The organism is Candidatus Kryptoniota bacterium, assembly GCA_036567965.1.
Lineage (GTDB): Bacteria > Bacteroidota > Ignavibacteria > Kryptoniales > JAKASW01 > JAKASW01.
The window spans coordinates 1-15,757 of the sequence record DATCTN010000022.1; the positions used below are offsets into that span (position 1 = coordinate 1).

General features: G+C 50.2%; 11 protein-coding genes. All 11 read left to right on the forward strand.

Annotation, left to right across the window (positions count from 1 at the left end; all coding sequences use genetic code 11):
• The first annotated feature begins 454 nt into the window (after positions 1-454).
• The 11 genes from VIS48_09595 (at position 455) to VIS48_09645 (ending at position 15,747) form a co-directional block, all read left to right on the forward strand.
• Positions 455-745, forward strand: a complete 291-nt coding sequence (locus VIS48_09595) for a GIY-YIG nuclease family protein (GenBank protein ID HEY9166401.1) — start codon at positions 455-457, stop codon at positions 743-745.
• A 351-nt stretch (positions 746-1,096) separates the two neighbouring features.
• Positions 1,097-1,603: a DUF6174 domain-containing protein gene (locus tag VIS48_09600; GenBank protein ID HEY9166402.1), complete on the forward strand. Its 507-nt coding sequence runs from the start codon at positions 1,097-1,099 to the stop codon at positions 1,601-1,603.
• A gap of 159 nt (positions 1,604-1,762) precedes the next feature.
• Positions 1,763-2,686, forward strand: a complete 924-nt coding sequence (locus tag VIS48_09605) for a prohibitin family protein (protein ID HEY9166403.1) — start codon at positions 1,763-1,765, stop codon at positions 2,684-2,686.
• A 587-nt stretch (positions 2,687-3,273) separates the two neighbouring features.
• Positions 3,274-5,421, forward strand: coding sequence for a YCF48-related protein (locus tag VIS48_09610; protein HEY9166404.1), 2,148 nt, complete (start codon positions 3,274-3,276; stop codon positions 5,419-5,421).
• Positions 5,422-5,686: 265 nt separating this feature from the next.
• On the forward strand, positions 5,687-6,112 hold the full coding sequence (locus tag VIS48_09615) for a YciI family protein (GenBank protein ID HEY9166405.1): 426 nt from the start codon (positions 5,687-5,689) through the stop codon (positions 6,110-6,112).
• A 373-nt stretch (positions 6,113-6,485) separates the two neighbouring features.
• Positions 6,486-10,082 (forward strand): glycosyl hydrolase 53 family protein, encoded by a 3,597-nt coding sequence (locus tag VIS48_09620; GenBank protein ID HEY9166406.1) that lies wholly within the window; start codon positions 6,486-6,488, stop codon positions 10,080-10,082.
• Positions 10,083-10,120: 38 nt separating this feature from the next.
• Entirely contained in the window at positions 10,121-10,489 is a 369-nt protein-coding gene (locus VIS48_09625; protein ID HEY9166407.1) for a hypothetical protein, read from the forward strand.
• Between the two features lie 81 nt (positions 10,490-10,570).
• Positions 10,571-11,767 carry an acetylxylan esterase gene (locus VIS48_09630; GenBank protein ID HEY9166408.1) on the forward strand — a complete coding sequence of 399 codons (1,197 nt, stop codon included), beginning with the start codon at positions 10,571-10,573 and terminating at the stop codon, positions 11,765-11,767.
• A 48-nt stretch (positions 11,768-11,815) separates the two neighbouring features.
• A complete protein-coding gene (locus VIS48_09635) occupies positions 11,816-13,210 on the forward strand; it encodes a DUF4038 domain-containing protein (protein ID HEY9166409.1) in 1,395 nt (464 codons plus the stop codon).
• Between the two features lie 116 nt (positions 13,211-13,326).
• The gene (locus tag VIS48_09640; protein ID HEY9166410.1) at positions 13,327-13,686 is read left to right on the forward strand and encodes a GIY-YIG nuclease family protein; all 360 of its coding nucleotides are present in this window, start codon (positions 13,327-13,329) and stop codon (positions 13,684-13,686) included.
• Between the two features lie 42 nt (positions 13,687-13,728).
• Positions 13,729-15,747, forward strand: a complete 2,019-nt coding sequence (locus VIS48_09645) for an alpha-L-fucosidase (protein HEY9166411.1) — start codon at positions 13,729-13,731, stop codon at positions 15,745-15,747.
• Positions 15,748-15,757: the final 10 nt, after the last annotated feature.

Consider the following 15,757-nt stretch of genomic DNA (forward strand, 5'->3'; position numbering starts at 1 on the left):
ATCTTTATGAAGGAGAAAGGAAAGTGGCTCATCGAACTATGGCGGACAGCTGATTAGAGTCGGCGCTTATTGGAAACATAATTGCCGTTATCATCATTACCTTCTTTCTTGGGAAACCGAATCCCGAAACGGCGGCCAACATGCCGCATCACGACCCTAATCTGTGAGGGAGTTAGACTCCCGAACTGAAGGACATGCAGGAGTTGTACTCCGTTTGAGTGGATAAGTTGACTTCATGAGAGGATACGATAATCGGTGTTGAGTGCTTCGCCTGAACATGCCGGCTTGCGTGCTGGGCCTGGAGTACAACTCCCTCCCAGAAGCGTCTTGAGACCCTACGCTCCACACCTCTCCTGTTCTGTCATCCTGAGTCCCGACGTTTTGCAATCGGGACGAGGGATCTCGGATACACCAATCAATCGGGACTACATGGCAATGGAGAAAGGTATATGACATGAGCAAGACTTACTACGTCTACATTCTCGCGAGCAAATCCCGAGTCCTTTACACAGGCATTACGAATGACTTGGTCAGGCGTGTGTACGAGCACAAGCATAAGATGAACGAGGGCTTCACCAAGAAGTATCATGTGGACCGGTTGGTGTACTTCGAGGAGACTGACGATGTGACGGCGGCAATAGCAAGGGAGAAACAATTAAAGAGGTACACCAGAAAGAGGAAGATCGAACTCATCCGATCTATGAATCAAGAGTGGAATGACCTCAGCGAAGGGTGGTACGATTGAGCAACCGCGCCATCGTTTCAAGCACACTGGGGCATTCATCAATTCGAGATTCCTCGTGCCGATGGCGGAGCATCGGCACTCAGAATGACAAAGTGGAAGGAGTTGCGGAAGCATGAGGGCGAAGAAGACACTCTCCCATTCTCTTGTCCTGATTTATCATGACTCATCAGGATTGGTAAGTGCCTTGCATCGCTCGCGACGCCCTCATAGTTTTCCATTCGTAAGGGAGGCAGTAAAGTTGGGAACCAGCCGTTAAATATTTCGGGCCGACAGAGAGGCCATAATGATAGATACTACAACACTTTCAAACAGTGTTTGCGCAAGACCACGGCTAATGGCAGGAGGATCTGGATGAAATCTTTGAGAGCATTCGGAGGCGATGGACTGACCATTATCTCGAAGGTTTGGCCGCGAAAACTTCTCCTCGTCTTTGCGGGATTGTTACTAATTCTCTCCTCGTCGTGCAATAAGGAATCTACAAATCAGCCCCCATGGAAAACTCCCTACGAGCTGTGGCAGTTGCGCAATCCCCACGGCTATACGATCGACCAAAGACGATCGTGCTTTTGTCCTTATAGTGGTATTCTTGTGCGAGTCTGGGTCGTAGCTGATACGGTTTTCAGAGTGACTACAATCCCTGATACCGCGATTGTATCGTATCCGTTCTACAGGTCTGTTGATTCTCTGTTCAGTCTAATTCGAAATTCCACGAACGATTCGCTCGTCATCCGTTATAATGCCGATTACGGATATCCGGAATACCTGGATGTCAATCCGCAATCCCATCCGGTTGATGGCGGGTTTACTTACGAAAATTCGAACCTGCAGCCAATGGGGTTGCGTGTAACCAAGAGATAGGGGAAGCACCGGCCACATTGTTTCTTCCTGTCGCCTGCGATATATTTTCTTCATCGCAACCATTGAGGGCACTCACAGACGTCCAATTCATTGCACTCTGATAGATTATCGGGGCTTACCATTGTGTTTCAAAAATAAAATTACAAATAGGAGAAGATCATGACTACTCTATTCCTCACAGTGTTGTTCGTTGTCGTCGGGTTTGCGCTGCTGACGGCAAAGTCGTCAGACCCCCGATTCGGGGCGAACATCAAAAGACTCGGCTTCCTGAGTTTTGGATTGGCAGTGATAGTATTTCTTGCGGCATCATTCACAGTCATCGAGCCGGGTTATGTCGGCGTGCCTGTATTATTCGGCAATGTCGGCTCACAATCTCTTTCGGCTGGTTTTCATCCGATATTCTTTTTGACTGATGTTTATAAAATGTCTATCCAGACGAAAGACTATACTATGTCTTCAGCCAATAGCGAAGGCAACAGAACTGGTGATGATGCTGTTGCTACGCTATCGCGTGATCAACTTATTCTGAAATTCGATGTCACAGTTTGGTATCATTTAGATCCATCGCAGGCAAATAATGTTTACAGTAATATCGGTCTGAATTACGAAGAAGTGATCGTGAGGCCGGCCATCAGAACTGCGCTGGTAAATGCCGCTACCAAGTTTGATGCGAGCGATGTTATGTCTCTCCAAAGAGACGCTTATACCAAGATGGTTACTGAATTATTATTGCAGGAACTGACCGGTAAGGGCGTAATTTTGGACAACGTGCTCATCAGAAACGTAGAACCGCCGGCAACCGTTAGCGATGCTATTGCAGCAAAACTTAAAGCCTCTCAGCAAGCGCAGCAAATGGAATACACCATACAGTATGCTCAGAAGGAAGCGCAGCGAAAAGCGATCGAGGCTCAGGGCATTGCGGATGCTCAAAGAATAATCAACAATGGACTGACGCAGAATTATCTGCAGTGGTATTACATCAGTCAGCTCAAGGAACTGGTGAACAGTCCCAACAACTCGACAATCATTCTGCCGTACGACCAGAGGCTGACGCCGTTATTGAATATTCAGAACAAGAAGTAGGGCGGAACTGCAATACTTCCGCTGTGCGACAGTTGAAATATCTCACATGGTCCGGTTCCGGAGTTCAACTCCGGAACAACTTAAAAGTTCCCGCAGCAGAGCGATGGAACCAGATTTTCCAGTTTCCTTTTCTTCTTCCACCGCTCGTGACTGCGGATTGTTGGATATTCCTGACTGAGACATTACATTCTTCTCGAAGGGCATATGGATCAATGGCAGAACGTCAGGGCTCGGCTAAATCAAGCTTCTACCATCAGCAACCAGTACAGGGCAATCAAAAACCTCCATCCTACACCCGCTGGCGATTTCATTCAATCCGGCATTAGACGCCCTTCGTCGGTACAACAGTATAACTGAAATATCCAGTCTTCATTCGGTAATGCCAGATTCGGAATGGAGAGACACCCTCAGCTTTAATTGTCTCATCTCCGATCTCTCCTGAATAATTTTATCCAGGCATCTCTCTTCATTTCATGATTCAGACGACACTTGCAGAGGTCGTCGTGGATCCGGATGAAGGGCTCGAAGCAGCAGACGATGGCTGCCTATACAGTCCTGCAAACTTTCATCACATTGCTGGAGGATATATGAAAACCAAACTACTGTTTCTCATCATGACCGTCTCCGTCATATTCAATGTGGAGCTCTCGAATGCTCAGTGGAATTGGGTATGGCGTAATCCGCAGCCGACAGGGAACGCCATCTTCGATGTGTGGCCGTTTTCGACGACCGAATATCTGGCCGTAGGAGGCGGCGGGCTGATTATGCGGTCGACAGACGCAGGATTGACCTGGACGACCATCGGGTCAGGTGTACCTAACTATCTTTACGCCGTATATTTCGCGGATGCGAACAACGGCTGGATCTGCGGGCAAGATGGTGTGGTTCTCCGTACCACCGACCACGGCGCAACCTGGGGAGTTACTCAAACAGGCGCGGGCTCTCTCTGGGATATTTGCTTTTGGGGGACAAGCACAGGCTGGGCTTGCGGGGATAACGGAATGATAATCAAAACTACCGATGGTGGAACTTCATGGGATTCGAAGAACAGTGGAACCACAGAGTGGTTGACCAGCATCTGCTTCACAAGCGCCACCGAGGGATATATTGCAGGCGCCGGAGGAACAATTCTGAAGACAGTTAACGGCGGATCCATCTGGGGCTCCAAGACCACAAATACAACAAACGATCTCCACACGATCTTTGAAGTTGGATCGGTGATGTATTCATTCGGACTCAGCGGCACTGTAATAAAGAGTAACGATGGAGGAAGCACCTGGCCGTCGGCGAGCAGCGGACTTTTAGGAGACATTAGGTACGCCTGCGCCGTTGATGCAAACAACATGTGGGTAGTAGGTCAGGGAAACGTGGTCAGCAAGACCACTGATGGCGGCGCAACATGGAACAGCAAAAATCCTTGGATAGGAGGAAACCCCGATAACGGACCGACTATCACCGGCGATTTCTATTGTGCCTATTTTTCATCTTCGACTACCGGCATAGTGTGCGGCAGCAACGGAGTTATTTACCGAACGACCGACGACGGAGCCACGTGGACATCGCGATCGATCTCTTTCACAGGGAAAGACGCAGTCGATATAACCTTTTCCGATTCGCAGCGCGGATTCTTTCTCGTGAACCCGAACGACGCGACATCGAACTCGTTGTTCCGCACCACCGATGGAGGCGCGTCATGGTCCGAAGTGTCAAACACTAACCCGGTCAACTTTGTCAGGATATTCAGCGGCGGCAGCGGCATACGTTATGCCGGAGACACAAGAGGTCTCGAGACCACCACCGACTACGGAGCAACATGGGCGTCGAACGGAGGCAGCGCGCCCGCAGGAAGTTCATACCCGAAGTTCGAATTCGCAAACACTTCGGTCGGCTGGTCGGGATCATTCACCTCGCCGTTCAGCTACAAAACTACAGATGGAGGAAAAAACTGGACGACCGTTACCCGCCCGTACGTCGATGTTATCGGCGGTTACTCTGTTCCCGACGCGAATACGATCTGGATAGCGGAATGGTCCGACGGAGTGAACATAATTTTGAGCACCGATGGTGGAGCTACATGGGCCAATCCGGCAGGGAGCGTCAGCGGGAACCGAACATGCGTCTTTGCTTTCGATGCGAGCAAGGCATGGGTCGGCAGCTCGAACGGAAAGATCTATAAAACGACAAACGGCGCCGGCTCATTCACAGAAGTAGACCCGATGATGGGCGGGAACGCGGTATCAGACGTCAAGTTTCTAACAGCGGATACAGGCTTCGTTGTCGGGGCAGCCGGAAACTTCAGCGTCACGTATGACGGCGGCGCGTCGTGGACTCCGGGAAATAATGGTACGGACTGGACGAAGATCGGAGTTGCAAGCCACAGAGATATTCTCTTCGTCGGCAAGCTAGGCACGGTTCTTCAGGGGATGTACGGGCCCGCAACAGGAGTATCCATTTCTGGAAAAACCAATCCTGAGGCGTTTGCGCTAAGTCAGAATTTTCCCAACCCATTTAATCCTTCGACGGCAATATCATTTGACATTCCATCGAAGAGTTTCGTGACATTGAAAATATTCGACCTCCTCGGAAGAGAAGTGGCAACAATAGTCTCGGAAGAGATGACTCCCGGACATTATCAGAGGATGTGGGATGCTTCCCGAATGCCGAGTGGAATTTATTTTTGCAGATTACAATCCGGTTCGTTCACGGAAACAAGAAAACTTGTAGTGCTTAAGTAAATCATTCCTTTTGGGGAACCTGCACGGAGGTCTGCGAAGGCTTTCTCTGCGGGTTCCCCGATTCAATTCACATTTCCCTTCGTTGTAACTCCACGATGCGGTGCTGCGCAAAGAATTGGGTACTGCCAGATGGACTCGATTTAGGATCCGTTGCAGAGCGATTGAACCAGGTGAATGGAATTTCCTGCATTGCCGGATTGTTCAGGTGGAGAGCACCGAAGCGTCCCAGCATCCGTACAACCTGATCTGAGACGCTATATGCACGATGCTGCAACTGATCAATCAACTCACGCGAGAGAGAGGGACGATGATGCAGGAATTCATTTTCTTCATTCGTAAACGGAACCGAAGCGAGCTAACTCTTGCCCCCGATCAACACCAGAAATTCCTGAAAGCGTGCGAGAGTTACATCGGGCGTCTGAAGAAAGAAGGGAAATTGCTTTCCGCGCAACCGATTGAATGGGGCGGAAACATTGTGTCACGTTCGGAGGGCGAATGGAAGCATGGGAATTTCAACGAGTCGGGAGAATACATAGGCGGATACTACCATCTCCGTGCGAAAAACCTGGACGAAGCGATCTCTATCGCGAAGGCGAATCCGGAATTTGAATACAACCCCAACACGAGAATCGAAGTGCGTCCAATAAAGATGAAGGAAGAAAGCACGGGCTTCGTTTATCCGAAGGAGTAACAAAAGGACGCCCGAGGCTCCGCGGACAAGGGCAATTTGTGTTCGTTGTGTGCGTACGATTATTCCAAATGTTACCGACTGCCGCTACCTTGACTCATTAGGGAATCAGTAACGGCTTTACAGCTGGGTTCCAGAGCGATGGAACCAGGATAAAAAGCCTCCGCTGTACGACAGTTCAACTGTCTCACCCTGTCCAGTTCCGGAGTTAAACTCCGGAACAACGAAAACTCAATACTCGGCTGAGGGTTTTGGCTTCACCACAGAGCGATGGAACCACGTTATCAATATCTATATGCACTCTTCTTCCACACGCTTGCAATTCCAGCGTGATTGTCTGATTTTTGAAGCGACCAAGAATAATAAAGAGGATGCCATGCCTCACTCTGACTGGTTCAAGTTCACGTTGCCTGCCGCCGCAGTGATTATGTTTACGTTGTTCTCACCGTTATCCCGGGCATGCGCTCAGACTCTGCCGCAATCGGAGAGAGTCTTTACGATCAATGCGACGGATCGCATCGCGCCTCCGGAAACAGGTTACCTCGAGATGGGAAGCAGCGATGCCGGTAACTCGCCTGACGGCAGCACGCTGTCCGTAAACAGCCGCTACCTTGTGCTTGACGGCAAGCCCTGGCTTCCGGTGATGGGTGAATTCCATTACAGCCGTTTTCCTGAACGATATTGGGAAGAAGAGCTTCTGAAAATGAAGGCGGGCGGCGTCCAGATTGTTTCCACATATGTTTTTTGGATCCACCACGAAGAAGTCGAAGGACAATTTGACTGGTCGGGCCGGCGTGATCTTCGAAAGTTTGTGGAGCTCTGCTCAAAGTTAGGACTTTATGTTTACCCAAGAATCGGTCCGTGGGCGCATGGCGAAGTGAGAAATGGAGGGTTTCCAGATTGGCTCATTGCAAAGGGTCCGATACGCGTAAACGACTCGACCTTTCTCTCTTACGTGAAAATATTTTACAAGGAAATCGGAAATCAGCTGAAAGGTTTGCTCTGGAAAGATGGAGGTCCGGTAATCGGAATCCAGATCGAGAATGAGTACGCGAACCGCGCCCCAAACGGGGGCGATGCGTACCTGTTGAAACTGAAGAGCATGGCTATTGAAGCCGGCCTTGATGTACCACTATATACCGTTACAGGCTGGGACAACGCTGTAATTCCTCCTCATGCATTTATTCCGGTGTACGGCGGTTATCCCGACGAGCCGTGGTCCGGAGCCAGAGGGGAAATGCGGCCTGATCCGCAGGGCGTCTTCCAATTTCATGTCGCAACACCCATCGGGACTGCCGGAATCATGCAGGGTGTACCGTCCGGAGCCGAAGAAGTGCAGTATTCACATTATCCGAGATTCACCGCTGAGATAGGTGGAGGGATGGAAGATACGTATCATCGGCGGGTGGTGGTCTCGCCTGACGACATAGCTGCGATGTCACTCAGTGCGCTCGGATCAGGCGTGAACCTATTAGGCTACTACATGTACCATGGCGGCGCGAACCCGCAGGGAAAACTGACGGCACTTCAGGAATCGCAATCGACCGGCTATCCGAATGACGTGCCTGTAATATCTTACGATTTCCAGGCGCCGCTCGGCGAGTTCGGGCAGATGAACGGCACCTTCCGCAGGCTCAAAGCTCTTCACCAGTTCATTCACGACTTCGGAACGGAACTTGCCCCGATGGCGGGAGTTATGCCTGACGTTGTTCCATCCGGTCCGCGCGACACGACCACTTTGCGGATCGCCGCCCGCACATTCGGCGGCAGGGGATTCTTGTTCTTCAACAACTACCTCCGGAGTTACCCGCTCCCTGAACAGAAAGGGGTGAAGGTCCGTCTTGAACTACCTGGAGAAACAATTTCAGTTCCTGACGCGCCGGTCGATATCCCGTCGCAATCCTTTTTCTTCTGGCCCGTCAATCTCGACTTGGGTGGAGCGCTTTTGAAATATGCGACCGCCCAACCTTTCGCAAAGTTCTCCGACGATAATGACTCGTACTATTTCTTCATGGCATCTCCGTTTCGTAAAGCAGAATTTGTCTTCGCTGAATCGAATGTAAGTTCATTGCATTCGCCTGCGGGCTCAGTCCTCCGTAAGGATTCGCTCATGCATGTCGATGGGGTTGGTCCGTCGACAGCAGATGCGATTACGATCAAGACTTCTTCCGGACATATTGTCCATGTTGTCCTCCTTTCTCAGGAAGAAGCATACGATTCGTGGGAGCTGCGGCTCGATGGTCGTAAACATCTGCTCATCACATCTGCGGAGGTCTTCGCATGCGGCGACACGATCCACCTGCGATCGCGTGATCCCAACGCCTTCTCCGTATTGGTTTTCCCCAAGATCAGCAATACGCTTGCCTCAAATTTTCCTCTCATCGAGAAGAGGGATGTAGGCATATTCAGCCACTTTATCGCGTCGATCAAGCAGGCGAAAAATCCGGCGGGACTCAAACAAATCCGCAAGGCAGGAAATGTTCCGCCAGTGAAAATGGGAAGAGCGTTCGATTGGCGTAATGGCGCGGTGGCAGCTTCACCGGACGATTCGACGTTCGAACAGGCCGCTGTATGGAGAGTGACATTGCCAAAAGTCATGCCTCCGGGTATCAGCGATCTGTTTCTGAAAATCAGGTACACTGGAGATGTGGGTAGACTCTACTCGGGAGACCTGATGCTTGATGACAATTTCTTTAACGGCACAACATGGGAAATCGGATTGAAACGGTTCGGTCCTGACGTATTCGCACATGGACTCGATCTAAAAATACTCCCTCTTCGGAAGGATGCGCCGATATATATTCCGGAGAATATGTGGCCATCATTCGATGGAGCGGCCCAGGTTGCCGGCGTGAAATCTGTCACGGCTTCACCGGAATATGAAGTGACACTCGCTCCGGAGAATAAGAAGATCGGGCAGGCGGGCAAGTTTGTCCTGGGCGCAGACATTTCTTTCCTCGACGCACCGGGCTTCGGGAGATACGCGAAGTTGCCGGCTTACCAGGAGAATGGAAAACCGGGCGACGAATTGACGATCTTGTCCAACCATGGTTGGAACGCGTTTCGTCTTCGCGTCTTTGTGTCACCTGTGAGAAAAGCGCCCGACAATTCGCTTGCGAATACTATCCCGCTTGCGAGACGAATAAAAGCTTCCGGTGCGCTGTTGCTCCTGGATTTTCATTTCTCCGACACGTGGGCCGATCCACAACACCAGGAAATTCCTGTCGCATGGCAGGGACTCAGTTTCGATTCGCTTGTTGATCGAGTGGAATCGTATGCAAAGGATGTCATCACCCGGCTGAAGAATGCCGGCGCGATGCCCGATTGGGTGCAAGTCGGGAACGAGATTACCAGGGGAACGTTGTGGCCGGTGGCGCAAGTCCAGATTCCTGGATCCACTCAATACAACCCACCTGAACCGTACGACGCTTCAAAGCAGTGGGATCACCTGACTCGAATTCTTAAGGCAGGAATACGAGGAGTGATGTCTGCGGCGGGCAACACGCCGCCCCGTATCGCGATTCATATCGATCAGGGAGGAAATTGGCCTGTGACAAAATGGTTCTTCGATCATTTGGAAGCAGCTCACGTTGACTACGACATAATTTCAGAGAGCTTTTACCCTCCGTGGCACCATGGTACACTTGAAGGCCTGCGATCCAACATGGTCAATTGTGCGAATCGATATAATAAAGACTTCGCTGTGGTCGAAACCGGTTACGACAGTTCGAGGGTTCAAAATAATGAAGACATGTTGTGGCCAATTAATTCGGAAGGACGGCTGCAATTCATGGTGGATCTGGTTAATACAGTGAGGAAATCGCCTCGTGGAGTTGGAGTTATGTACTGGGCACCGGAAAGAGACGCGTGGAACAAAGATGGGACTCCTGGCCCCGTCGTATTCGTTCTCGATTCACTGGCATCGCTCGCAAAACCTCCTTTTAGCCATGCGCCACTTTCCATCGAGAAGTAAAATCAGGTCACGCGTTTTTGAATTGATCGAGGATGATATTGGCTCAGGTTGATTATATTTCTCGTGGCGGCAAAAGGATCATGATGGTCGATCTTTCCCACTTGAGCGATTATGGCAGTGTTCCAGGTTTGGCGGATCTTGCAATTCAGCTGGCACACTCGAACCAACCAGAATCTGTTCTGGCGTTAATCGATTTGTCGGGGACGAAAATAAATGAAGTCGTCATCTCGTCGCTGAAGAAGATGTCTGCGAATAACGGGCCATATATGAAAGCAATCGCGTTTGTGGGATTCGGCAGGTTCAAGTCAACTGCAATGTCGCTGCTTCTCCTGACAACGCGGAGACGAAACCATAAGGTGATTAGAGATCGGGAATCCGCATTGCGCTGGCTTTGTGAGCAAGAATGACTCCTCCATTTGGGACAGCTTTTGCATGAGGAGACAAAGTGAAAAGCACTTGTACTAAAATCATAAGGGGACATACCGAACTTGAGAAATCTGATTTTTGATTGCGCAGTCTGGGTACTATTGATTATAATTCCTTCAAGAATGTCTTTCTCCCAGCAGACAAAAGTCCCCGACGGCAATCCTCGGGGCATGTACGATGAATCCCGGGTCCCGCGGTACAACCTTCCTGATCCGCTTATTCTCTCTAATGGTGAGGGTGTCCACGATACAATTGCATGGATTGAGAAACGCAGACCCGAGTTGTTGAACCTGTTCGAGACATATGTCTACGGGAAACCTGCAGTTGGAAGGCCGGAACATTTTCATTGGATTGTGAATCCGGATAGCGAGGTAACCGATTCATCCATCACGAAGAGAGTCACTCTTTATTTCTCTGAGAATGATCTCTGGCCGAAACTCGATGTTGAAATCGTTCTTCCGAGGACCGGGAAACCTGTTCCTGTTTTCGTCGTTTCCACATGGTATCCGGACGCGCCGCTCCTTCTCAGTAGAGGCTATGGACTGGTGAGATATGACGCGCGCGAAATTGAACCTGACGATAAAGACAGCGCTTACACAAAGGGCATCAGGAAGTTCTTCGATCCTCCTGATCGCAAACAAGCGACCGCGGATGAGTGGGGAACTATTGCCGCATGGTCGTGGGTCGCGAGCAGAGTAATGGATTATCTGGTAACGGACAAGAATATTGATTCAAATAAGATTTGCATCCTGGGATTTTCCAGGTTCGGCAAAGCAGCGATGTGGGCAGGCGCGCTCGACACGCGATTCGCGATTGTCTTTTCGTGCGAGTCAGGCTGCGGCGGTGCAACGATCGTCCGTCGTGGTTTTGGTGAAACCGTCCGGCTGATTAACGAGCAGTTTCCCCACTGGTTCAACGGCAACTTCAAGAAATTCAATGATCGTGTGAGCGATTTGCCCGTCGACTGGCATATGCTGATTGCCCTTATGGCACCGAGACCTGTTTATCTCTCCACGGCTGAAGACGATTGGTGGGGCGATCCGCGCGGAACGTTTCTCGCGGCAAAAGCCGCCGAGTCTGTTTTTGCACTCTTCGGAGAAAAGGGAATGAACGTGTCAGAAATGCCGCCGCCCGAGAGCCAGGTCGGGAGTTTCATCGGATATCATATGAGAAAAGGTAGACATGGTTTGACGTCGTACGACATGGATCTGTTCATGAGATTTGCCGATTCTCATTTTGAATCCAATGCTTCGAAGTGATCGTCTGCTGCATCTTTCAAATGTGTAATTCATTTTCATGGTGATGTCGTGAAAATCCATCATGCCACACTGATCACGTTAACAATTCTTCTCTGCGCTGAGGTCGCAGCGTACTGCGCTCTCCCTGATTTTCCTCTGAGGTTGAGTGCGAATGGGCGATACCTTGTCGACCAAAACGACAAACCATTTCTGATTAAGGAAATCTCAGCGTGGGGATTGATACAATCATTGTCGGAAGCCGACGAGGCTGCTTTCATGGACAGCGTCGGGAGCAAGGGCTTCAACACTCTTCTTGTCAGCGTGATCTCATACGATACCAGGTTTGCCGGTAAGCCGCCTGACTGGAACGGGATCTCGCCCTTTAAGGTCCACTGGGACTTTTCGACGTACGATACCGTGTACTTCAGTCACGTCGATCGAGTGCTGAACATGGCAGGGAAAAGAGGAATGGTTGTTCTTCTCGTGGCGTGTTACCTCGGCTGGAGCGGAGATCCTAATCAGGGTTGGTGGGACGAGTTGCGAGACAAGAACAACAGCCCGGACAAGAGCCGGATTTACGGTCGATTCCTGGGGAATCGTTACAAGAATTTTGCCAACATTATCTGGGTCGCCGGAGGCGATAACGATGCCGACGGTCCTTCGTACGAGCACATGAAAAACATAATCGAGGGGATAAAAGAAAACGATCATCATCTCTGGACCGCTCACTGGTCTGCAAATCACTGGTCGTTCGACAATAAACCTTACGCGTCGTATTTGGACCTCAACGGAATGTATAACTGGACGGAACGATTCCTCGGGAGTGCAGGTCCCCAGTACAGGACAGAGCTCGAAAAGTATGGATCGGGAAAAATGATATTCCAACTTGACCAGAGTTATGAGAACGACGTTCCCGACACGATAGACAATCTCGATCACCAGTGGATCCGCAGAAAAAATTACGACGGGATTCTTTGTGGGTGCAGGGGAACGAGTTTCAGCCCGGGCGCGATTGACAACCAGTGCTACATATTCAAGAACTGGAAACCGTTGATGAATACCCAGGGGATGTGGGAAGCGAAGTATTGTTTCAATCTTTTTGAATCACGATCGTGGCAGGACCTTATTCCTGACTCGAGTTGTGATGTTTCGGGGCGCGGAGCGTTCGGTGATATTACTTACGCGTGCGCAGCCAGGACTTCCACGGGCGGAACGATGATCGTCTATATTCCCACAGCACGCGAGATTATGGTCGATCTCGGCAGAATATCCGGTAAATCGGTCCGCGCATGGTGGTACAGTCCCGGGAGCGGGCGGGGAATTAAGATCGGTGAGTACCCAACAGCTGGCTTCCAGAAATTCAATCCTCCGGCGGCTGGAGATTGGGTACTCGTGATAGATGACGCTTCCCTAGACTTGAACGGGCCCGGAACAGCAGCTGCGGAAGGCATCCGCGGAGAATAACCATTATCGGAATCCAATCAGAGCTGCCATTCTCGAAGATGATCCCTTTTCATTATGCCTGTCTTCCAGGTTTACAAAGGGTTATTTTATGAAACACAGAATGACGAGAACAACTTATGAATAAGAAAGAGATAAGACGGCAATACAAGGAAACATTGCAGCCGATGGGAATGTACCAGATAAAGAATCTTTTCGACGGCAAAATCTTCATCGGCAGCAGCAAGAACCTCCATGGAAAATTGAACGGCAGTAGGTTCCAGCTCAGACTTGGTTCACACATGAACAGAGCCCTCCAGGAACATTTCGCGAAACTCGGAGAAGAAAAGTTCTCATTTGAAATCGTCGATTTCCTTAAATCTAAAGACGAACCGCGGTACGATTACTCCGATGAGCTTGCAGTACTTGAGGATTGGTGGTTGGAGAAACTCGGACCGTACCACGATAAAGGATATAACAAAAGGGAAAAAGTCAGTTAAGTGCCGCGCAAAAGTCTTCGGCAAGAAACCGAAAGGGAAGTCATGAACACTCGCATCAGCAAAATTGTTCTCGTAATGTTCAGCTTATTACTGGCAATAATGTGTCTTGATAGTGGTACAATAGCGGCGTCTCCTCTTCAAGCTGACAGTGTTACCAATGGGGCTCGACTGGATTGGTGGCGCGAGGCGCGGTTTGGAATGTTTATTCACTGGGGCATTTATTCCGTCCCGGCTCAAGGCGAGTGGTACATGACCAACGCACAAGTCCCACGGTCAGAATATGAAAAGTATGCCGCGAGATTCGATCCGACCAAATTCGATGCCGACAAATGGGCCGAGATAGCTCACGACGCAGGCATGAAATACCTCGTCATCACTTCGAAACATCACGACGGATTTTCGATGTTCAAGACGGCCGCGACGAAGTATAACGTTGTCGACGCGACACCGTGGGGAAAGGATCCTCTCAAAGCTCTAAGTGCCGCCTGCCGCAGACATGGAATCAAGTTTTGCGTGTACTATTCGATTATGGACTGGCATTCTCCTTTCCAGGGTGCCGACAAACCTGATTCGCTTCACCCGTCGTACAACCCGACGCACTTCAATCCTGGAGAGAAAGAAAAATATGTCGGGTATATGAAAATGCAGCTCAAGGAGCTCATGACACAATATCATCCCGCAGTGCTTTGGTTCGATGGGGGATGGATGAATGGATGGACGAGCAAAGATGGAGTCGAGCTGTATCAGTACTTGAGGAAATTGGATCCGCGACTGATCATCAACAATCGTGTTATCGGCGCCGGGGACTATGAAACCCCGGAACAGGAAATTCCGCCGAACGGTATTCCCGGACACGATTGGGAAACGTGCATGACCATCAATGACAGCTGGGGATTCAACTCGAGCGATTCGAACTTCAAGTCAACAAGTGAATTGCTTCACAACCTCATCGATATCGCGAGCAAGGGAGGCAACTACCTGTTAAATGTCGGGCCGACTGACCTTGGAATAATTCCTTCACAGGAAGTCGAGCGACTTGAGGCAATGGGTAAGTGGCTTAAGGTGAACGGCGAGGCGATATATGGGACATCTGCCGGTCCATTCACGACTCAGCTTCCGTGGGGCCGCTGTACAGAAAAGAAAAACAATCTATACCTGACCGTATTCAATTGGCCTGCAGATGGAAAGCTGGTATTCGACGGGCTTTATTCAAAACCGAGAACCAGCTATTTACTTTCCGACGAGCACCAGCACGCATTAAAAGTCATTCAGGCCGGAGATTCAATTGTTATTAGTGTCCCCACACAATCTCCTGATCAGGTCGCGAGTGTAGTCGTGCTAAACTTTTCCGGAAAGCCTGTCGTATTCAACCCGCCGCTTATTGAATCTGAGCACGACATCTTCATAGATACAGTCAAAGTAGTGTTGTCATCCGGCGGAGAAAACGCGGACGTTCGCTACACGATCGATGGAACTTTCCCGGTCAATTCGTCTCCTCTCGCGAACAGACCGATACTGCTATCATCTACGGCATTGATCACTGCCGCATGCTTTCACGGAGGGCGGCAGGTGAGCGAGGTGTCGACGAAGACATTTACGAGAGTCTCTCCGGAACCAGCGATCGCGGTTGACTCGCTCTCGCCAGGAGTGAGCTATAAATACTTTGAAGGGAGCTGGGAGAAGCTTCCGGATTTTTCAAAGCTTGTTCCGGTACGTGAAGGGAATATGCCCAACTTTGGGCTTCCGCCTCAGAGAGCGCTTGTCAACTATGGTGCGACTTACTCAGGCTATGTCAAGATCCCGCAGGACGGAGTCTACACTTTTTTTACGGCTTCGGACGACGGAAGCAGATTATTCATTGATAACCGGCTTGTCGTCGACAATGATCAACTGCACGGCGTGATACAAAAATCCGGCGTCGTTCCGCTTGCGGCGGGATACCATTCGATTAAAGTTGAATTCTTCCAGGCATCGGGCGGAGACGAGTTGGACGTGTACTTCAGGACTCAAGGCTTGCCGATGACCACTATTCCTGATTCACTCCTGTTCCAAAGACGGTGAGCAGCCCCAG